The 19,954-nt window shown below is 62.0% G+C and carries 19 protein-coding genes; 5 read left to right on the top strand and 14 right to left on the bottom strand.

What is annotated here, in order from left to right:
- Positions 1 to 199: 199 nt before the first annotated feature.
- Complete coding sequence (locus AB1E33_RS16730; protein ID WP_372578415.1) at positions 200 to 418, top strand: DUF1127 domain-containing protein; 219 nt, start codon at positions 200 to 202, stop codon at positions 416 to 418.
- A gap of 96 nt (positions 419 to 514) precedes the next feature.
- Here the strand turns inward: AB1E33_RS16730 and AB1E33_RS16725 are convergent, their stop codons facing one another.
- From AB1E33_RS16725 to AB1E33_RS16710, 4 genes are all read right to left on the bottom strand, one after another.
- Complete coding sequence (locus tag AB1E33_RS16725) at positions 515 to 859, bottom strand: hypothetical protein (RefSeq protein WP_372578414.1); 345 nt, start codon at positions 857 to 859, stop codon at positions 515 to 517.
- Between the two features lie 104 nt (positions 860 to 963).
- On the bottom strand, positions 964 to 1,836 hold the full coding sequence (locus AB1E33_RS16720; protein WP_372578413.1) for a 50S ribosomal protein L11 methyltransferase: 873 nt from the start codon (positions 1,834 to 1,836) through the stop codon (positions 964 to 966).
- Between the two features lie 70 nt (positions 1,837 to 1,906).
- Positions 1,907 to 3,139, bottom strand: coding sequence for an MFS transporter (locus AB1E33_RS16715; protein ID WP_372578412.1), 1,233 nt, complete (start codon positions 3,137 to 3,139; stop codon positions 1,907 to 1,909).
- A gap of 105 nt (positions 3,140 to 3,244) precedes the next feature.
- Entirely contained in the window at positions 3,245 to 5,440 is a 2,196-nt protein-coding gene (locus AB1E33_RS16710) for a primosomal protein N' (protein ID WP_372578411.1), read from the bottom strand.
- Between the two features lie 128 nt (positions 5,441 to 5,568).
- On the opposite strand from AB1E33_RS16710, the gene fsa reads away from it, so the two are divergent.
- The 4 genes from fsa to AB1E33_RS16690 all read left to right on the top strand — a co-directional run bounded on the left by fsa (position 5,569) and on the right by AB1E33_RS16690 (position 8,841).
- Positions 5,569 to 6,222, top strand: a complete 654-nt coding sequence (gene fsa, locus AB1E33_RS16705; protein WP_372578410.1) for a fructose-6-phosphate aldolase — start codon at positions 5,569 to 5,571, stop codon at positions 6,220 to 6,222.
- 187 nt (positions 6,223 to 6,409) lie between these two features.
- Positions 6,410 to 7,153 carry a DUF484 family protein gene (locus AB1E33_RS16700; protein ID WP_372578409.1) on the top strand — a complete coding sequence of 248 codons (744 nt, stop codon included), beginning with the start codon at positions 6,410 to 6,412 and terminating at the stop codon, positions 7,151 to 7,153.
- Positions 7,150 to 8,070: a tyrosine recombinase XerC gene (locus AB1E33_RS16695; protein WP_372578408.1), complete on the top strand. Its 921-nt coding sequence runs from the start codon at positions 7,150 to 7,152 to the stop codon at positions 8,068 to 8,070. The genes AB1E33_RS16700 and AB1E33_RS16695 overlap by 4 nt, the downstream gene beginning before the upstream one ends.
- Positions 8,071 to 8,139: 69 nt before the next feature.
- Positions 8,140 to 8,841, top strand: coding sequence for a CDP-alcohol phosphatidyltransferase family protein (locus AB1E33_RS16690; RefSeq protein WP_372578407.1), 702 nt, complete (start codon positions 8,140 to 8,142; stop codon positions 8,839 to 8,841).
- On the opposite strand, the gene AB1E33_RS16685 is transcribed toward AB1E33_RS16690, so the two are convergent.
- The 10 genes from AB1E33_RS16685 to AB1E33_RS16640 all read right to left on the bottom strand — a co-directional run bounded on the left by AB1E33_RS16685 (position 8,813) and on the right by AB1E33_RS16640 (position 19,935).
- Positions 8,813 to 9,442 (bottom strand): class I SAM-dependent methyltransferase, encoded by a 630-nt coding sequence (locus tag AB1E33_RS16685; protein ID WP_372578406.1) that lies wholly within the window; start codon positions 9,440 to 9,442, stop codon positions 8,813 to 8,815. The genes AB1E33_RS16690 and AB1E33_RS16685 overlap by 29 nt on opposite strands.
- Positions 9,439 to 9,897, bottom strand: coding sequence for a hypothetical protein (locus tag AB1E33_RS16680; protein WP_372578405.1), 459 nt, complete (start codon positions 9,895 to 9,897; stop codon positions 9,439 to 9,441). Before AB1E33_RS16680 ends, AB1E33_RS16685 begins: the two co-directional genes overlap by 4 nt.
- Positions 9,898 to 9,966: 69 nt before the next feature.
- Entirely contained in the window at positions 9,967 to 10,422 is a 456-nt protein-coding gene (locus AB1E33_RS16675; RefSeq protein ID WP_372578404.1) for a methylated-DNA--[protein]-cysteine S-methyltransferase, read from the bottom strand.
- 91 nt (positions 10,423 to 10,513) lie between these two features.
- Positions 10,514 to 13,429, bottom strand: a complete 2,916-nt coding sequence (gene ileS, locus AB1E33_RS16670) for an isoleucine--tRNA ligase (RefSeq protein ID WP_372578403.1) — start codon at positions 13,427 to 13,429, stop codon at positions 10,514 to 10,516.
- A gap of 180 nt (positions 13,430 to 13,609) precedes the next feature.
- Positions 13,610 to 14,095 carry a DUF2269 family protein gene (locus tag AB1E33_RS16665; RefSeq protein WP_372578402.1) on the bottom strand — a complete coding sequence of 162 codons (486 nt, stop codon included), beginning with the start codon at positions 14,093 to 14,095 and terminating at the stop codon, positions 13,610 to 13,612.
- Entirely contained in the window at positions 14,092 to 15,387 is a 1,296-nt protein-coding gene (locus AB1E33_RS16660; protein ID WP_372578401.1) for an SDR family oxidoreductase, read from the bottom strand. The genes AB1E33_RS16665 and AB1E33_RS16660 overlap by 4 nt, the downstream gene beginning before the upstream one ends.
- A gap of 97 nt (positions 15,388 to 15,484) precedes the next feature.
- Positions 15,485 to 16,471, bottom strand: a complete 987-nt coding sequence (locus tag AB1E33_RS16655; RefSeq protein WP_372578400.1) for a YcjF family protein — start codon at positions 16,469 to 16,471, stop codon at positions 15,485 to 15,487.
- Entirely contained in the window at positions 16,468 to 16,920 is a 453-nt protein-coding gene (locus AB1E33_RS16650) for a GNAT family N-acetyltransferase (RefSeq protein ID WP_372578399.1), read from the bottom strand. The genes AB1E33_RS16655 and AB1E33_RS16650 overlap by 4 nt, the downstream gene beginning before the upstream one ends.
- Positions 16,917 to 18,332, bottom strand: coding sequence for a YcjX family GTP-binding protein (locus AB1E33_RS16645; protein ID WP_372578398.1), 1,416 nt, complete (start codon positions 18,330 to 18,332; stop codon positions 16,917 to 16,919). Before AB1E33_RS16645 ends, AB1E33_RS16650 begins: the two co-directional genes overlap by 4 nt.
- Before the next feature lie 130 nt (positions 18,333 to 18,462).
- Positions 18,463 to 19,935 carry a flavin-containing monooxygenase gene (locus AB1E33_RS16640; RefSeq protein ID WP_372578397.1) on the bottom strand — a complete coding sequence of 491 codons (1,473 nt, stop codon included), beginning with the start codon at positions 19,933 to 19,935 and terminating at the stop codon, positions 18,463 to 18,465.
- Positions 19,936 to 19,954: the final 19 nt, after the last annotated feature.

Below are 19,954 nucleotides of genomic sequence, written 5' to 3'. Positions count from 1 at the left end.
GTTGAAAACGACACGCTGTGGCGCAGAAAACGACATGTTTATTAAGGAGAATTCACCAATGTTTCAGCGGTTTTTCAATGTGTTACTGGTATGCAGAATTTGCATATGACACATGCAAAAAATGTCTCTTGCGGCGCAAAAAGGGGCACCCTAGATGCGCCTTGTAAGGAAACTGTAACACGCACAAAAGGATCAGGATATGGCTGCACTGGACACCACCCGCACCACCTTTGGCTCATACGGCCTTGTTGGCCGTATCGGCGCAACGTTCAACGCTTGGGTAAGCGCAATGGTCGAATGGAACGACGCCCGCGTCACCCGCAACGCTCTGGCGGTTCTGACCGACCGCGAGCTGGACGATATCGGCATGTGCCGCGGCGACATCGACGCAGTCGCACATAGCGGGCGCGCCTTCTGAGCGCATTGCATCCCTTCTCCCCGGTTGGGATGAACACAGAAAACGCCGCGTGATACACATCACGCGGCGTTTTTTTGTACCAAATACGCTAGCAGGTCAGCGCAGAACCGGTCCGATCTGTTCCGAGATCACCTGGCTGAGCGGGTCGATCTGCATCACCCAGGCCCCAGCCTTCTCGACAGCGGTTCCGTTCCTCAGACGATCAAGGCGATCATCATAAGTCGTAGCCCCGAGATTTGCGAGGATGAACCCTTTGAACAGAAAAAATGCCCCGATAAACAGAAACAGACTGCGCGGTGAAATCGCGAACCGCATACGCCGAGGTTTCACAACAACCAGACCATCCGGGCGCATGCGCGCTGTATACCCGCGCGCCATCGCCTGATGTTTCTTGTTCAGACGCGCGACGCGCCTATCAAACTCCATGTGGCAATCGACCATCGAAGCCTCCATCACTCTTCCCCCACCAAAGTGATGATCAAGCTACGGCTGAATTGTGACGAAACAAGGGCACTTCGTTCAAATGCCTTTATAACCCGGTCAAATCATGGCTTTTTCTGGACAAGGAGCGTTGTCCATTCACCAATCTCATCTCTGCGCATCAGATTGGTTCCGTTCTGGGAATAAACCCGAACCACGTCAGGCGCCTGTTCGTTGAGAATTCCAGAGAGAATCGCATAGCCGCCGGGGCGCAGATGGGTGGAAATCTCCGGTGCAAGCGCGATCAGCGGGCCTTTCAGGATATTGGCGAATATCAGGTCATAAGGCGCGTTCGAAGTTAGCTCGCCATGATCGAACCCCGCGGCCTCGACGCAGCGGACCCTACCCTCCATGCCGTTGGCCCGCAGGTTGGCTTCGGCCACATCGACCGCGACCTGATCAATATCGCTGGCCAGCATCGTGCCGTCCCAGACCCGCGCCGCAGCCATCGCCAGCACGGCGGTGCCGCAGCCGATATCAGCGACCTTGCCTGCCTCGAATCCCTCACCGATCAGCCCGTCAAGCGCCCGCAGACAGCCCAGCGTGGTGCCGTGATGGCCGGTACCAAACGCCATCGCTGCTTCGATCAGCAGCGGGATCGCGCCCTCGGGCACCTTGTCGGCATCATGCGAGCCATAGACAAAGAAATGCCCCGCTTCGACGGGTGCCAGTTCGCGGCGCACATGGGCCACCCAGTCGGTTTCGGGCAGCTCCGAGACAACAAAAGGCTTCGCTCCAAAGGCCGTCGCCAATAGAGCCAGCCCAGCCTGATCCGGCGTTTCGATGAAATAGCCCCCGACCTCCCACAGGCCCGAACCATCCTCGACCTCGAAGACTCCAACACCGGTGGGCTCGGGCTGTAGGCGCTCCAGCGCCTCGCCCAGCGCATCGGCGGCGGGTTTCCCCTCGAGGGTGGTCAGGGCGGTGAATGTGGGCATAGGGCTCTCCTGATCTTCGCCTCAGCGCCTAGGCTTGCGTACGGGCGAGGTCAAGTGGTCTGGGTGGCTCTTATTCGGCGGCGGCGGGCACCGGACGCGAGAACACGGTTTCGTTGCCAGGTTCTGGATCGCGCGGGATCAGCAGCGACAGCGTCAGCGACACCATCGCCATCATCGCGGCCAGTACAAAGACTGCGCCTGGCGACACCACCCAGAGCAACCCCAGCAGCGCGGGCAGGAACACAGCCGCGATATGGTTGATCGTGAAGGCGACGGCGGCGGTGGGCGCGATATCGGCGGGATCGGCAATCTTCTGGAAATAGGTCTTGAGCGCGAAGGCCAGCGCAAAAAGGATATGGTCGATCACATAGAGCGTCGCCGCCAGCACCACGCCCCATCCGAACCAGTAGATCCCACTATAGGCGGCAAACACGATGGCCAGCCCGGCATATTCGAAGATCAGCGTGCGGCGCTCTCCGAACCGGGCAACGGCACGGCCCAGCATGGGCGCAACGCTCATGTTGATCAGCAGGTTGATCATATAGAGACCGGTCAGTTCATGGACATCGAAGCCGAACCGCTCGACCATCATGAAGCCAGCGAAAACGATGAATATCTGCCGCCGCGCACCGGCCATGAACTGCAAGGCATAATACAGCCAATAGCGGCGGCGCAGGATAATCTTCTTGGTCTGTGGCGTGGGGGCGTCAAATTGCGGGAAGGCGAACAGTGCAAAGAGGGCCAGCGCCACCGTGACACCGCCGGTCAGCATAAAGACCAGATCATAAGACAGGTCGAACCGTTCCCAGGTCAGCACGATCAGTCCGTAGACCACCAGAGTCGAGGCAGATCCGGCGGCCACCAGCCAGCCCAACATCTGCGGGGCGCGGTCTTTCGGCAGCCATTGCAATTGCAGCGACTGGTTAACAGTTTCGTAGTAGTGAAAGCCGATCGAGCTGAAGAAGGTCACGAACAGCAACCCGCCCAGCGACGGGAACCAGGCGGTTACCGCCGTGGCCACGCCCAGCATGATCAGCGAGATCATTGCCAGCACCTGCTCGCGGACAAAGATGATCACCGCGATCACGCCGACGGCCAGAAACCCCGGAATTTCGCGCACGGTATGAAGCAAACCAATGTCTGCGCCATCAAAATTGGCCACCTCGATGACGAAATTGTTCAGCAGCGCGCTCCAACCGTTGAAGGCGATAGGCATGGTCAGCGCCATAAGAAACAGCAGCGCAATGGGGCGCCGCCAGAACGGCAAATCGCGCGCTTGATCAAGGGGCAAGGGTCTGAACATGATGCGTGCTTACGCCCATTCCGAGAGTTTGACGAGCGCAAAGGCGCGCAGCCGCTCTGCAAAGACGCACAAGCCGGTATCCCGTATAATCAGCGGGCCCATGGGTCAGTAAAAGCTCTGCGGGTCAACATCTACACTGAGGCGCAAATCGCCCTTCAGGCGCAGCGGCGCGATCCAGCGTGATATCGCCTCTTGCAGCGCAGCCCCCTTGGGCGCCTTGACCAGCAACCGGACGCGGTGACGCCCCCGGATGCGCGCAATGGGCGCCGGGGCCGGGCCAAAGACCTGCGCTCCGATCTGACGGATTGCCATATCGTTGCGGGCCATCGCATTGCCAAGGTCAAACACCTGTCCTGCATCGGTGCCAGACAGGACGATCCCCGCCATGCGGCCAAAGGGGGGCACGCCCGCCGCCTGTCGCTCAGCCGCTTCGGCTTTCCAGAACCCGGTCTCATCACCGGACAAAATCGCGCGGATCACCGGATGTTCGGGCTGAAAACTCTGCAACAGGGCGGTGCCGGGCCGCTCGGCACGCCCGGCGCGCCCGGCCACCTGCCGCATCAGTTGGAAGGTCCGTTCCGCCGCGCGCAGATCGGAGCCCTGAAGCCCCAGATCGGCGTCGATCACGCCTACCAGCGTCAGATTGGGAAAGTTATGCCCCTTGGCGACCAATTGCGTGCCGATGACGATATCCGCGTCCCCCTCGGCGATCTCCTCGATCTTGGCCTTCAACGCACGGGCCGATCCGAACATGTCCGAGCTTAAAACCGCGATCTTTGCATCGGGAAAGGTGGCCTCGGCCTCTTCTGCAAGCCGCTCGATTCCGGGCCCCACCGGGGCCAGCCGGTCTTCGGCCTTGCACGAAGGGCAGATTTCGGGGATCGGCTTTGTCTCGCCGCATTGATGGCACATCAGCCGTTTCAGGAACCGGTGCTCGACCATGCGCGCGTCGCAGTGATCGCAGCCGATCTGCTGGCCGCAAGCCCGGCAGAGCGTCACTGGCGCATAGCCGCGCCGGTTGATGAAAAGCAGCGATTGTTCGCCCTTGCCCAACCGGTCCGTCACCGTCTGGCGCAAGCTGGGCGATATCCAGCTTGCCGCCGGCATCTTCTCGGTCCGCATGTCGATGGCGCGCATCTCGGGCAACACGGCTGCCCCGAACCGCGCTGTCAGCTCCAAACGGTCATATTTGCCCGCTTCGGCATTGGCCCAGCTTTCCAGCGAGGGCGTGGCACTGGCCAGCACCACCCGCGCCCCACAGATCGCGGCGCGCAGCACCGCCATATCGCGCGCATTATAAAGCACGCCATCTTCCTGTTTGTACGAGGTATCATGTTCCTCATCGACGATGATCAGCCCGAGGTTTCGGAACGGCAGGAACAGCGCCGAACGCGCACCAACCACAAGCTGCGCTTCGCCCTGCCCAACCATCCGCCAGATACGGCGGCGCTCGGTCATCGTCGCGCCGGAATGCCATTCGGCAGGGCGCGCGCCGAACCGCGCCTCGACCCGGGTCAGGAACTCGGCGGTTAGCGCGATCTCGGGCAGCAGGACCAGCGCTTGTCGGCCCATTCGCAGGGCTTCGGCCACTGCCTCCAGATAGACCTCGGTCTTGCCCGAGCCGGTCACGCCCTTCAGCAGCGTGGTCCCGTAGCGCCCCGACCTGATGGCGGCGCGCAAGGCGTCTGCCCCCACCTGCTGATCCTCGGTCAGGACCTTACCGGGCAGATCGGGATCGAGATGGGGAAAGGGCAGGTCACGGGGGCTGTCCTCTTCCCGCACTGCGCCCTGCTTGGCGAGCCCTTTGACCACCGACGGGGTCACGCCTGCCATCTCGGCCAGTTCCTTGAGCGTGAAGGCCAGCCCGCCATAGTCGCGCAGCGCCTCCAGCACCCGCGTTCGCGCCTTGGTCATGCGGTCGGGGGTGGTGTCGCCCAGACGGTAGATCTTGCGCATCGAGGGTGGTTCACCCAGCCCTGGCGCGCGGGTGGCAAGCCGGAGCATAGCTGACATCGGGGTCAGCGTGTAATCGGCGGCGCGGCCCAGAAAGCTCTGCATTTCCGCCCGCATCGGCGCCACATCCAGCACCCGGATCACCGAGCGGATCTTCGATCGGTCGTAATCGCCGCGCCCCGGCCCCCAGACCACACCCAGAACCTTGCGCGGCCCCAGTGGCACCTCGACAAACGCGCCTTGAAAACATCCCCCCTCGGGGGCCTTGTAATCCAGCAGCCGGTCCAGCGGCTGCGCGGTCAGAACCGCAACCAGATCACCTTCGTCAAAATAGCCGGGATCGTCCAAGAAATGGCCTCATCGGGGCAGAAAACATGTTTGCGCTAACGAAAGTCCTGATTCAGGGGGTTTCCGCACGGGTCCCTATGAGGTAAAGCCAAGCCGATCCCGCGCCAACCCATCAAAGGACCGCCGCCATGAAATTCTTTGTAGACACTGCCGAAATCGATGCAATTGCCGAACTGAACGATCTGGGCATGGTCGATGGAGTGACCACCAACCCGTCGCTGATCCTGAAATCGGGTCGCGACATTCTGGAAGTGACCAAGGAAATCTGCGACCTGATCGGCGGGCCGGTCTCGGCCGAGGTTGTCGCCACCGAAGCCGACGACATGATCGCCGAAGGCCGCAAGCTGGCCAAGATCGCGCCCAATATCGCAGTGAAAGTACCGCTGACCTGGGCCGGTCTGAAAACCTGCAAAACGCTTACCGACGAAGGCCACATGGTCAATGTGACGCTTTGTTTTTCGGCCAATCAGGCGCTGATCGCGGCAAAGGCGGGCGCGACCTTCATCTCGCCCTTCATCGGTCGGCTGGACGACATCAACATGGACGGCATGGACCTGATCGCCGATATTCGCGAGATCTATGACAATTACGGGTTCGAAACCCAGATCCTCGCCGCTTCGATCCGGACCGTGAACCACGTCACCGAAAGCGCCCGCATCGGGGCCGACGTGATCACCGCGCCTCCGGGCGTGATCAAGAAGCTGGCCGACCACCCGCTGACAGAAAAAGGGCTTGAGGCCTTCCTGGCGGACTGGGCCAAGACCGGTCAGAAGATCCTCTGAATCGCGGTAAGCGCAAAAGCGAGGGAGCGCCCCGGCGCTCCTTTTTTTGTGCCCATGTGCCGGGCTGTGGCACAAAAACGTCGATCAAAACGCACAACCACCAGATTTAGTGGTTTTCTGCGGATTTTGGGCGCGCAAATCGAAATTCCTGTGTTATATGTTTTTCCAAGATAAAAACGAGGCACAAATGAGCAGTAGCCCGAAAGTAAACGAAGACTCCAAGATCAGTGCCAGCCCCGAGCTGGAGGAATCCTTGCGCGACGCGATCCTCGCCAAGCCGGACGCCATCCTCGACGACACGGACGTGATGCGCGCGCTGGTCGCCGCGAACGAACGCGCGATGGGTGGTAATATCGTCGACCTGCGTGGCATCGCAATGGAGCGACTCGAGACACGGCTGGACCGGCTTGAGGACACCCACCGATCGGTCATTGCGGCGGCTTACGAGAATCTCGCCGGCACCAATCAGGTCCACCGCGCCATTCTGCGGATGCTGGACCCGATGACGTTTGAGACCTTCCTGGCCGATCTGGGCGGCGAAGTGGCGGACATCCTGCGGGTCGATACGATCACGCTGGTGCTGGAAACCGCGCAGGACAAGGACGACCCCGCCGTCAAGCGGCTGGGCGAAGTACTGACCGTTGCCGAGCCGGGCTTCATCGACCGTTATCTGCCAACCGCCCGCGATGGCAGCGCCCGTCAGGTGACGCTGCGCCAGATGCAGCAGGGCTCGGCGCAGGTCTATGGGCATTCCGCCGGACGGATCCGGTCCGAGGCCTGCCTGCGGCTTGATTTCGGCTCGGGCCGGTTGCCGGGCATGCTGGCCATGGGCGCCGAAGACGCCCATCAGTTCACACCGCAGCAGGGCACCGATCTGCTGGCGTTTTTCGCAGGCGTATTCGAAAGGGCGATGCGCCACTGGCTGTCGTGAGCCTGATCTCGCCCGCCTGCCGCGACGCGCTTCAGCACTGGCTGGACGCGCAAAAGGCGCTGGCGGGCAGTGCCGAAAACACCATCACCGCCTATAACAGCGATGTCGCCGATTTCCTGTCCTTCATGACCCTGCACAAGGGCGAGCCACAGGGGCTTGGCGCGCTGGAACGGATCACCGTATCGGACATGCGCGCCTGGATGGCGCAGGCGCGCAAAGACGGGATTACCGCGCGGTCGCTGGCCCGCAAGCTTTCGGCGGTCAAGACCTTTTATCGCTGGCTGGCCGAACGCGAAGGGTTCGAACCTACCGCCGTTTTGTCCGCACGCGCGCCTAAGTTCCAAAAGAAACTGCCACGACCACTGGCCGAGGACGCCGCCCGCGCCATGATCGAAACGGTCGAGCTGCAATCAACCACCAACTGGGTCGCCGCGCGCGATGTAGCGGTTGTCACCCTGCTTTACGGCTGCGGCCTGCGTATCTCCGAGGCGCTGGGCCTGAAAGGGGCGGACGCACCGCTGCCAGCCACGCTGCGGATTACCGGCAAAGGCGGCAAGGAACGGGTTGTGCCGGTGATCGACGCCGCCCGCGACGCGGTCGCAACCTATTTACGCCTGTCCCCCAACCCTTTGGAGGCAGACGCCCCGCTGTTTCGCGGCGTGCGCGGCGGCGCGCTCAATCCCGGCGCGATCCAAGGCGCGATGGCCCGCGCCCGCGCGCAGCTTGGCCTGCCCGCCTCGGCCACCCCTCATGCGATGCGACACAGCTTTGCCACCCATCTGCTGGCGGCGGGTGGCGACCTGCGCTCGATCCAGGAACTGCTTGGCCATGCCTCGCTTTCCACCACGCAGGCCTACACGGCGGTCGACACTGCGCGGCTGATGGAAGTTTATGAACGCACCCACCCAAAAGCATGAGCCCGAATCACACCGAAATTCCCCGATCAGGGGTTTGCAGTTCCGCACGAATTCCGTCATGACAGCCCAATGACATCCAGAAAGCGCGCAATCGGCGTTCATCTTTTCACGGCCACCGGAGCTGTTTTCGCGATGCTGTCCATGTTAGCGGCAGTGGACTCGAAATGGGATCTGATGTTCCTCTGGCTCGTTGTGGCCTTCATCGTTGACGGAATCGATGGTCCGCTGGCGCGGCATTATCACGTTAAGAAGAACGCACCCGAATTCGACGGCGTTCTGCTGGACTTGATCATCGATTATCTCACTTACGTGTTCATCCCGGCCTTTGCGTTGTTCAAATCCGGGTTGATGAATGGCTGGACCGGCTGGTTCGCCATCATCGTCATCACCTTCACCAGCGCGCTTTATTTTGCAGACACGCGGATGAAGACAAAGGACAATTCCTTTTCCGGATTTCCCGGCTGCTGGAACATGGTCGTTCTGGTGATCTTTGCGCTCGAGCCGAATTTCTGGGTCAGCCTCTGCCTGGTCAGCGCGCTGGCGGTGGCCATGTTCCTGCCGCTCAAGTTCATTCACCCGGTGCGGACCGAACGCTGGCGCCCGCTTAGCTTGTCGATGGCATTGGCCTGGACATTCTTTGCCGGCTGGGCGGCCTGGGTCGATTTCCACCCCGAAAGCTGGGCGCATTGGGGGCTTGTGGTAACCAGCCTCTACCTGATCTTCGCGGGCATCGCGCAGCAGATCATTCCCGCAGAAACACCAGCCACGTAAAGATCACGCCGCTGCGCCGGTTCTCCGGCTGCACTGCTTCGACCCAGCTGCGCCGCTCCAGCCTGAGGTTATGCGCCTCTGCCTCAGCGATGGTCTTGTCCACTTCCGCCGGAAAGGCCGGGCGCGCGGGGTCCGACGGCCCCTCGCGCAGGGACAGGATCAGTCGCCCACCCGGCCCGGTGAGTCCCGCAAGCGCCGTCATCGATGCCGCCCGTTGCGCGGGCGGCACATGGTGCCACACCGCGTTAACCAGAACGAGGTCGAACCCGAAGCCCTGAGCACTGGCCCGTGTCAGATCCGGCAACCCGTCATCAAGCCATGAGATATCAGCAGAGCCGTGCAGGTCCCGCGCCGCCTGCCGCAAGCTGTCGACCGGTTCCGCCGCCCAGACCTGATGTCCCTGCCCGGCAAACCATGCCGCGTCGCGACCGGTTCCCGCGCCCACATCCAGAACCCGCGCCGGACCGGTGGGCAGAAATCTCGCAACCGGCTGCAGGATGGTGGCCGTATTCAGCGCCTCAAGCCGTTGGGTCAGGGTATCCGTGGCCGCATCATAGGCTGCCAGAATCTCGGCGACCGAAGCGTCGCCCCCGGGTTTCACAGAACGTCCTGTATCTCGAATTCGGTCCCATTGAATCCAAAGCTCTCGCCCGCTTCCAGCCCGGCCATGGCCTTGTAGATCGGGCTGGCGGTCGAGACACCCATATAGATAGTGCCATTCACCTCGAACCGGGTGGTGGAGACGCAGACGATGAAGTTGCGATCCTTGAACGAGACGATGGCACCGGGACCGACAGTACCGGTCGGGCTGAAATCGGTGTTCTCGATCACGTCGATCTTGGCGTGATGGGTCTGTACCGGCGTATCGAAAGCGGCGGCCAGATCGGCATTCTCGCGCGAGGCCGCCAGGTCGTCCTTGTCATGCGCCTCACGTTCGTCCAGCCGCGAATCCGCCATGAACGCCTCGTAATGAGCGATGGCGTCGGCCAGTTCGGCCTCTTCGAGCGACATCAGCTTTGCCACAACGGCCTGTTTCAAGGCGGCTCGATCCGTCATTTTAGTCATTCCTTTTCAATTCTGCTGCGCAGGGTGCCAGAGGACCCGCCGCCAACGCATTGATCTGTCTCAAATAAGCAATCCGGCCGCCCCTTCGTGGCGCAACAGCGCTACCTTTGTCTCGACGCCCCCCTTGCCGGAGAAGCCGGTCAGCCCCTTTGCCCCCATCACGCGGTGGCAGGGTATGATCACCGGGATCGGGTTGCCGCCGCAGGCCTGCCCAATGGCCTGTGCGGGCACGCCAAGATCGCTGGCGATCTCGCCGTAGGTCCGGGTATAGCCAAAGGGAATGTCCCGCATCGCAGCACATACGGATTGCTGAAGGGCGGAACCGTCGACACGCAGCGGCAGATCGAACGCTTCCAACTCGCCCCTGTCATAGGCGCGCATCTGCGATACGGCCTCCTGCAGCACAGGGGTTTCGTCGCCTCTGGCAACTCCGTCCCAGACCACCGAAGTAATTTCCCCGGCCTCCTCCTCGATACCCAATGTACCAAACTGCGTTTCGACTGCGATCATATTCATGATCGCAGCCTGACAGACCCGGACGGTTGGCCGCAAGCGTAATCCTGTTGCAGGGTGGGGAAAGCCGCCTGCAGGCGCCTAGAACCCGAGCTTACCCCGGCAGCGCCTCGTTGCAGCGCCCGCAAACACCGGTATGGGCATGGCGGCCCACATCCGGCAGGATCTTCCAGCAGCGCTGGCACTTGGCGCCGTCGGCCTTTTCGAAGACCACGCCAACGCCCTCGATCTCGGGCACACGGAAGGCCTCGGCCGGGGCAGGATCGCCGGTGACGGTCAGACCCGAAGTGATGCACATGTCGTCCACGTCGAATGTCGCCAGTAGCGCGCGGGTTTCGGCGTCTTCCACGTGCACGATCGGCGCGGCCTCAAGGCTGGAGCCGATCACCTTGTCCTGACGCTGCACCTCCAGCGCGGCGGTCACCGCGCGGCGAACGCGGCGGATTTTGGCCATGCCGGCCTCAAGCTCCGGGGTGCGCCAGTCGGCGGGCGTGTCGGGGAAGTCGACCAGATGGACCGAACTGTCCTCGCCCGGAAAGCGTTCCAGCCAGACCTCTTCCATTGTGAAGACCAGTACCGGCGCCAGCCAGGCGGTCAGGCGGTGGAACAGGATGTCCAGCACGGTGCGAGCGGCGCGGCGGCGCAGGCTGTCGCCGTCGCAATAGAGCGCGTCTTTCCGTACGTCGAAGTAAAACGACGACAGGTCCACCGTGGCGAAGGTGAAAACTGCGCTGAACACACCCTGAAAATCAAACGCCGCATAGCCCTTGCGTACCTGCTCATCCAAATCGGCCAGACGGCTAAGCACCCAGCGTTCCAGACGCGGCATGTCGGCTGGATCGACCCGATCTGCCTCAGAGAAATCCGCCAGCGAGCCCAGCATGAACCGCATCGTATTGCGCAACCGGCGATAGCTGTCAGCGGTCCCTTTCAGGATTTCCGGCCCGATCCGCTGGTCGGCGGTATAGTCTGTCTGGGCCACCCACAAGCGCAGGATGTCGGCTCCGTATTGCTTGATGACTTCTTCCGGCACGATGGTGTTGCCCAGCGATTTGGACATCTTGTTGCCCTTGGCGTCCAGCGTGAAGCCATGGGTGACCACGTTGCGGTACGGCGCACGGCCCTTTGTGCCACAAGCCTGCAGCATTGAGGAATGGAACCAACCGCGGTGCTGGTCTGTACCTTCCATATAGACGTCAGCGATGCCATCCTCGGTCCCGTCGTCGCGGTCACGCAGAACAAAGGCATGGGTTGAGCCGCTGTCGAACCACACGTCCAGCACGTCGAACACCTGATCGTAATCGTCTGGATTGGCGATGCCGTCCAGCACCTGCGCCTTGAAGCCGTCGGTGTACCAGATATCTGCGCCGTCCTTCTCGAACGCCGCCTTGACGCGGGCGTTCAGCTCTTCGTTGCGGAGCAGGTAATCAGCGTCGATCGGCAGAGCGCCCTTCTTGGTGAAGCAGGTCAGCGGCACACCCCAGGCGCGCTGGCGGGACAGAACCCAATCCGGGCGCGCCTCGATCATCGAGTGCAGACGGTTGCGGCCGGTCTGCGGCGTCCATTTCACCAACTCGTCGATCGAGCGCAGGGCGCGGGTGCGGATTGTGTCACCCATCTCGCCCATACCATCGTCCAGCTTGCGGTCGACGGAAGCAAACCACTGCGGTGTGTTGCGATAGATGATCGGCGCTTTCGAGCGCCATGAATGCGGATAGCTGTGCTTGATCTTGCCACGCGCCAGCAGCCCGCCGACCTCGACCAGCTTGTCGATCACCGCCTTGTTGGCATCGCCCTCGCCGCCCTTGCGGGACAGAATGTAGGTGCCGCCAAAGAACGGCAGATCGGCGCGGAAAGAGCCATCGTCCATCACGTTATAGGTGATGACCTGCTCCAGCATGCCCAGATCGCGGTAGAGCTCGAATTCCTCCATACCATGCGACGGTGCGCAGTGGACAAAGCCGGTGCCTTCGGTGTCGGTCACAAACTCTGCGGCACGGAAATCGCGGATATCATCCCATTCGCCATTGCCACCTTCGGCCCCGGCCAGCGGGTGTTCCAGGCCAGCGCCTTCCAGTTCATCCGCGGTCACGTCACGGACACGAGTCCACTGGTCATCGTTCAGGCGTGCACGGCCCAGCACGTCGGCGGCCAGATTGTCGGCCAGCAGGTATTTGTCACCAACACTGGCCCAGCATTCGTCCGGCGCACCGGTGATCTCGTACAGACCGTAAGAGATGTCCTTGCCGTAAACGACCGCCTTGTTCGAAGGCATCGTCCACGGCGTCGTGGTCCAGATCACCACATAGGCGTCATCCAAATCACCTGCATTGACGACCTTGAACTTCACCCAGATGGTGAAGCTTTCCTTGTCGTGATACTCAACCTCGGCCTCGGCAAGCGCGGTTTTCTCGATGGGCGACCACATCACCGGTTTGGAGCCCTGATAGAGCGTGCCGTTCATCAGGAACTTCATGAACTCATCGGCGATCACGGCCTCGGCGTGATAATCCATGGTGATATAGGGATCGACCCAGTTGCCGGTGATGCCCAGACGCTTGAATTCTTCGCGCTGGATATCGATCCAGCCCTCGGCGAACTTGCGGCATTCCTGACGGAAATCGACGACGTTCACCTCGTCCTTGTTCTTGCCCTTCTTGCGGTACTGTTCCTCGATCTTCCATTCGATCGGCAGGCCGTGGCAGTCCCAGCCGGGCACATAGCGCGCGTCATGGCCCATCATCTGGTGCGAACGCACGATCATGTCCTTGATGGTCTTGTTCAGCGCGTGACCGATATGCAGGTGACCGTTGGCGTAGGGGGGGCCATCGTGCAGGGTAAAGGGCGTGCGGCCCTCTTTTTCGCGCAGGCGATCATAGACACCGATTGTCTCCCAGCGTTCCAGCCATGTGGGCTCGCGCTTGGGCAGGCCCGCGCGCATCGGGAAATCGGTCTTGGGCAGGTTCAGCGTATCTTTGTAGTCGGGCGTGTGGGTCGTGTCGGCGCACATAGGTGGCGTCCTTGTCGATGGCATATGGATCGGATGTTCGGTCGGTGCGAGGTCTCAAACACCTTTGCCCGGCGTCTCGGAAGATCAGAGCGCCGGGGTTGTAATTCGAATAATGATGGCCTTCAGGCAGGACATGGCCGCCTTATATGGCGGGTTCCGACCGGGGTAAAGCGGTCACGTTCACTTCCAGAGCGGGATGTCGGGCCGGGCCAGCATCAGCCATATGATTGCAAGCACCGCAAGGAACGCCGGAACGCCGCAAAGAAACCAGATGCGATAGAGCCGGTCAAAAGCCGTTGGCAAAGGCGCGTCCTGCGCTGCGGCGGCACCTGCGAGGTCGCGCAGGCGTAGCTGGATCCAGACAACGGGCAGCCAGAACGCTCCGGTGAACACATAAAGACCGATCGAGAGCAGAAGCCAGCCTTCGGTCAGGTCCCATCCCAGTTGCCGCGCCAGCAATACGCCGGTCACCGGCTGCGCGATCACGGCGGTAGTGGTGAAGATCAGGTCCGCGATCACCACCCACCCCGCCACCTGGGCGATCACTGTAGGGATGCGGCTGCGCACCGCCATGAGCATGAAAAAGGCGATCCCGGCCCCGGTTCCAAGCAGGACGCAGGTCCCGATCACATGCAACCAGCGCAAAATCAGATCGGGCTCGATCATCGGTCCTCCAACAGAACATAAAGCACGACAGACAGCATCGCGGCAGGCAGGATTTTTATCAGAGGGCCAAGCGGGTCTGCCCAAAGTTCCGGCACGACAAATGTTGCGACCAAAAGATAGGCGCCCGAGACCAAGACCTGTCCGAGACAGGTCCGTGCCGCCCAGCGCCGCAGCAAAAGCCCCGCGCCCAGAGCTAGATCGATAAAGGACCATAGCAGAACCGACGCGACTGCAAGCGATGAGCCCCAGCCGGCCTGACGCAAAACATCGGCAGCTGCATCGGCGTGCAACAGGCCGATCAGCCCCGAGAGGCACCAGAACACGCAAAGAACAGTCAGAATCAACGGCATCAGCAACGAAAGTCGCGCCGCCTGACGCTCGGCCCGGGTGCAGTCTTGGCTGGCATAGACCTTGGGCAGTGACCGGATGCGACCACCGGTTGCCGCATAGGGGCCCGGATCCCCGGTAACCCCGTCGCTTAACACGGCCAATGCCGTTCCCCGCAGCGGCGAGCGCCAGCCCAGATGCCCCAGCAGATCCGCGCCGCGAGACAGCCCATTGGTCAGCCAACCGGGTGATTCGATCACGTATCGGGCGCCCCCAAAGCCCAACCACTCACGTGTCAGCGCCACGACCTCGGCAAGATCGCGCGGAGCTTCTTCGACCAGATCGTAGCACCCCGGCCGCAAACGCCCGTCGGTTGCCTCACCGATCACCCGGCATAGGTCCGGCAGGCCGACGCACTGGATTGGCGCCCGCCCAAGCGCGAGGGGTTGCAGGATCGGCACAGCAGCCAACATCCGCAGCAGGGCGGTTCCGCCAAAAGCGCTCTGCCCGATCACAAGACCGGGCCGCAACAGGTGCAGCGATACGCCCGAGCGGCGCAGCGCTGCATCCCCGCGCGCCTTGCTTTGCATGAACACGGTTGATGCATCTTTGTCTGCTCCCACAGCCGAAACCTGGATCACAGCGATGTTCCGCGCGGCGCAGGCGAAACCCAAAGCCGCAATGGCAAGGTGGTGCACGGTTTCCAGATCATCCCCGCCGCCATCTTGCAACGCGCCAGCGCAATTCACGACGACATCGACATCCGACAGCAGATCGGACCAAAGGCCCGCGTCAGTCAGCGCCCTCAGTTCGGCAACCCTGACCGGAATGCCTGGCAGGACCCGCGCCGCCACGCGCGGGTTGCGGACAAGACCGGTGACCCGAAAGCCTTTCTGTTTCAGAGCTCTGACAACGGCACTGCCAATGAAACCGTAGGCCCCCAGTACCAGAACATGAGCTGTCAATTCGTCACCTCGGATCAGACAAATCGTTGCGCCACCCTACAGCCGCGCGGGCCAATGGGAACCTGAAGAAGCCCTGCCGCGACATCGGGGCGCAAGATCAGGTCCGGGAAAAGACGCTGCTGAGCGCGCGCTTCACGATACCGCGGACCGAGGGTTTGTGGCGGTCGGAGAAGGGCAGCGGTCGGCAAACCTCCATAGCGGCCACACCAACGCGGGCGCTGAGGGCACCATTGACCAGCCCCTCGCCGAAGCGGCGCGACAGTTTGCTGAGCAGCGAACCGCCCAGCAACGGCTCGAGCAGGTCATCGCCCACGGCCACCGCGCCGGTGGCCACCAGATGGGTAAAGACCGCACGAGTCAGCCGCCAGCTGCCCAGAAGCCCGGCGCGCGCGCCATAGATCTCGGCAATGCGGCGGATCATGCGCAACGATGCCGCCAGCGCGGTGATGACATCGGCAAGCGCCAGCGGCACCAGCGCGGTGACAGTCGCCACCTGACGGGCGGCGTTTTCGACCTCGCGGCTGGCGGCGGCGTCAAGAGGGGCCAGCACCTCATCCTCGATCAGGTGCATCATCGCATCCGCATCGAATTGATCCGCCTTACGCTCGCCCAGGCGCTGTAGGCCCCAGGTTGTGTCCTCGCGCCCTTTGTAGAGCCGCTCGATCTGGTCAGTGACCGCGCGCGCCTGGCTCAGGTCATGTTCGGCCAGGGCCTGCACCGCCGCGTGGCGCAGCCCGTCGACACGGCGCAACCGGCCCAGTGCGGCCAATTCGCGGATCACCAGGGTCGCGCCGACAAGGACAAAGGCCCCCAGCAGGCCGGAGACCGCCCAGCCCAGCACCGGCACCCGCGCCAGCAATCCGTTCACGAAATCCCACGTCGCGATCGAGACCATCGCGCCGACCACGGCCAGAAGCAGGCCCCAGAACCAGCGCGACAGGCGTGAGGTCGGTCGCGCTGCCACCTGCGCCGCCAGCTGCATGGCGCGTCCGGCCCCGGCATCGGGAACGGGCGGCGCATCGGTGACGCTGGGCGCGGGGGTGCCCTCCTCTTCGAGGTCGATCAGAACCGGGCCTTTTGTCATGTCGGCGATACCTCTCTGGACCAGGTGAACTTGATATCGGGCAGGTTTTCATCATTGCCGCTTCCATCGCTGCGGGCGACTTCGACAAACCCCTTGCGCAAATAGAACCGTGCCGCACCGGGATTGGCCTGAAACACATACAACTCAAGCCGGTCGCTTTGCGCCTTGGCCTGCGACAGCAGACGCGTGCCGATACCCTGCCCGCGCAGGCCGCGCGACAGGTAAAGTGAATGGATCTGCGCGCGATCGCGGGCAAGAAACCCTTCGACCTGGCCGTCCAGTTCGGCCACCGTCACCCAGTTGCGGTCGATCATCGTGCCGCAGAAACCGATGGTTTCCGCCGCACTGCGCAGTTCGGGCATCCAGTCATTGTCGCGCGTGAAACCGTGCAGGATATCGCCAATTCGCCCGGCATCGGTGGGTCGCGCCTTTCGCAACAGCACATTCACAGCCGGTCTCCGATCAGGAACTGCACCGCCCGGTCCAACCGGATAGAGGGCGGCCCCTCGTTCGGTCTGAGCGTCAGGCGCGCAGGCGCAAAACTCATCACCTCATAGTCGCCAGACAACCACTCACTGGCCCCATCCCGTGCCGGTCCCAGCAGATGCGAGGGGTCTTCGGGCAGGTCACCGGGGTAAAAGGCGGCCTGTTTGCCGCTCTCCAGTAACCGGCCCCGCACGCAAGGAAGTCCACGGCCTTGGTGGTCGCGCATCTCTTCGGTCGTCACCCGCAGCGAGGCCAGGGACAGCGCCGCCGTCTCGCTGCCCGCGAAACGGGCGCGGTCACGCGCGTCCCGGGTCATCGCCTCGATAATCGCGGTCAGGCGACTGTGCTGGCTGTGATGCAGATGGTCTGCCTTGGTGGCCGCAAACAGGATCTTTTCGACCCGTTTGCCAAGTAACAGGCGCGACAGCCAGGCGTTGCGGCCGGGTCGGAAGGCCGAGAGGATATCCCCCATCCCGCGCCTCAGATCCTCGACCGCGCGCGGGCCGCGATGGATCGCACCCAGCGCGTCAACCAGCACGACCTGCCGGTCGATCCGGGCGAAATGGTTGCGGAAAAACGGTTTGACCACTTGCGATTTATAGGCCTCGAACCGCCGCTCCATCTCGCGATGCAGCGACTTGCGCAGCGCAGGCCCGTCGACCGGCAATGGTGCGAAGGTCAGCACCGGTGAGCCTTCAAGGTCGCCGGGCAACAGAAACCGGCCCGGAGTACAGTCGTAATGGCCCTGATCGCGTGCGGCCATAAGGTAGTCGGAAAAAACACGTGCCAGAGCCTGCGCGGTGGGTTCGTCATGCTCTGCGTCTGTTTCAATTCCCTGCAGATGCGCAAGGAAACCCGCCGCGCAATCGCGCGTTCTGATACGGTTCAGAACCTCCTGAGACCAGTCGGCGTAAGATTTCTCTAGCAGTGCCAGATCCAGCAGCCACTCACCGGGATAATCGACAATGTCGACATGTACGGTGCGTGGTCCCGACAGCCCCGACAATAACCCCGATGGCCGCACTCTGAGCGACAGCCGCAGTTCCGACACTGCCCGCGTGCTGTCGGGCCAACGCGGCGCGTCCGAGGTCAGCGCGGCCAGATGGGTCTCATAATCGAAACGGGGCACGGTATCATCAGGTTGTGGCTGCAGATAGGCGGCCTCGATCCGCCCCTCCTGCGCCGCGGCAAGCCCAGTCATCCGCGCCCGGTCCAGCAGGTTGGCCACCAGCGAGGTAATGAACACCGTTTTGCCTGAACGCGCCAAACCGGTCACGCCCAGCCGGATCACCGGTTCGAACAGCGCTTCCGAGACCGCATCCCCGGCATTTTCGACGCCGCGCACCAAAGTGTCGGCAATTGAAGATAGAACCAAACCGCTGCCTCTGACTGTTCGAGGTCAAGATAGGTGGCAATCGCGAACTTTGCGAGGCTCGGTTTCGTACAAAGTGACAGGCAAGGGCCGGGTCAATGCCCCAACCATCGGATCAATCCTTGTCGGCACCTCAGTCACCCTGCGGGTCTGAGAAGACAAAGTCCTGTGGGACGAGTCGTTTGGTCCGGCGGTGGTATTCCCTGCCGGACCCGGGCCAGTTATTGGTGATGCGCCCGCCATCCTTGTACCAGCTTGTCTCGATCTCGTCCCAGACCGACTGCGTCAGACGGGTCTGCATTTCCGCGTCGAAACGGGTTGCGACGTCTTCGCGGACCTCTGCGGTTTTGGTCGAGGCTTGCTGAACGAGCTGCACAATATAGCCAATCTGCGCCTCCATCATGTAGATGACAGATGAATGCCCGGTATTTGTGTTGGGACCGTAGAGCATATGCAGGTTCGGAAACCCCGGCACCGCAATGCCCAGATAGGCCCGCGCGCCGTCTTTCCAGACATCACGCAGCGATTTGTCATCGCGTCCGGTCACGTCGATGGACTGGATGAACGGATTGGTCTGAAAGCCGGTGCCGTAGATGATGAAATCATGCGCGCGTGACATTCCGCTCTTGTCGGTGATCCCATTGGCCGAGATATAGCCGATGCCTTCGGTCACCACCTCGACATTGTCGCGGGCCAGCGCCGGAAACAACGTATCCGAGATCAGGATACGTTTGGCCCCGAGCGGATAGTCGGGTGTTAGCTTTGCCCGCAGTTCGGGATCAGAGACCGCCTTGTAGAGATTGCGCCGAAACAGGCTCCGGCCCAACATCTGATGCGGTCTGGACCCGGCGATAATCGGAAAGACCACATATTCAGTGCGCAGCCATTGGCCCAAGCGATACAGCCGGGCGAGCGGCGGCACATAGCGCGAGACCCACTTTTCAAACGCCGTATAGGGCCGGTTGCCCTTTGGCATAACCCAGTTCGGCGTGCGCTGATAGACGGTCGCCATTGCGGCCTGTTCGGCCACATGCGGAATGAATTGCAAGGCGCTGGCCGCATTCCCCACGACGGCAACGTTTTTGCCCTTCAGGTCAGCACCGTCCGGCCAGCTCGTCGAGTGGAACTGCTGCCCTTTGAAATCATCCTGCCCATTTATCTTCGGGATGCTGGGATGATGCAACTGTCCCAGAGCGCAGATGAAGTGCCGGCATTCGATCCGGTCGCCTTTGTCGGTGATGACGGTCCAGCGGCCCTTCGCTTCGTCGAATCTGGCGGTTTTGGCTTCCTGACCAAAGCGGATATGCGGGTAAAGGCCGAAATCTCCGGCGCATTTCTTCTGATAGTCGAAGATTTGGCTCTGCTTCGACCATTTGTGCTGCCAGTCCGGATTGGGTGCGAAGGAATAACTGTAGAAGAACGACGGCACGTCGCATTCGGCGCCGGGATAGGTATTGTCGCGCCAGGTGCCACCCACCTCATCCGCTTTTTCGAGGATGAGAAAGCTGTTCAGACCCGCCTCTTTCAGCTTGTGACCAAGCCCTATGCCGCCAAACCCGGCCCCGACGATTACGATGTCGACGCTTTCCATATCTGCTTTCCTCATTTCATCGCACCTTACTTGC

Origin of the sequence: Ruegeria hyattellae (assembly GCF_041537925.1) — a bacterium.
Classification (GTDB): Bacteria; Pseudomonadota; Alphaproteobacteria; order Rhodobacterales; family Rhodobacteraceae; genus Ruegeria_C.
The sequence above is the reverse complement of the archived record's forward strand: the minus strand, read 5'-3'. Positions and strand labels throughout refer to the sequence as shown.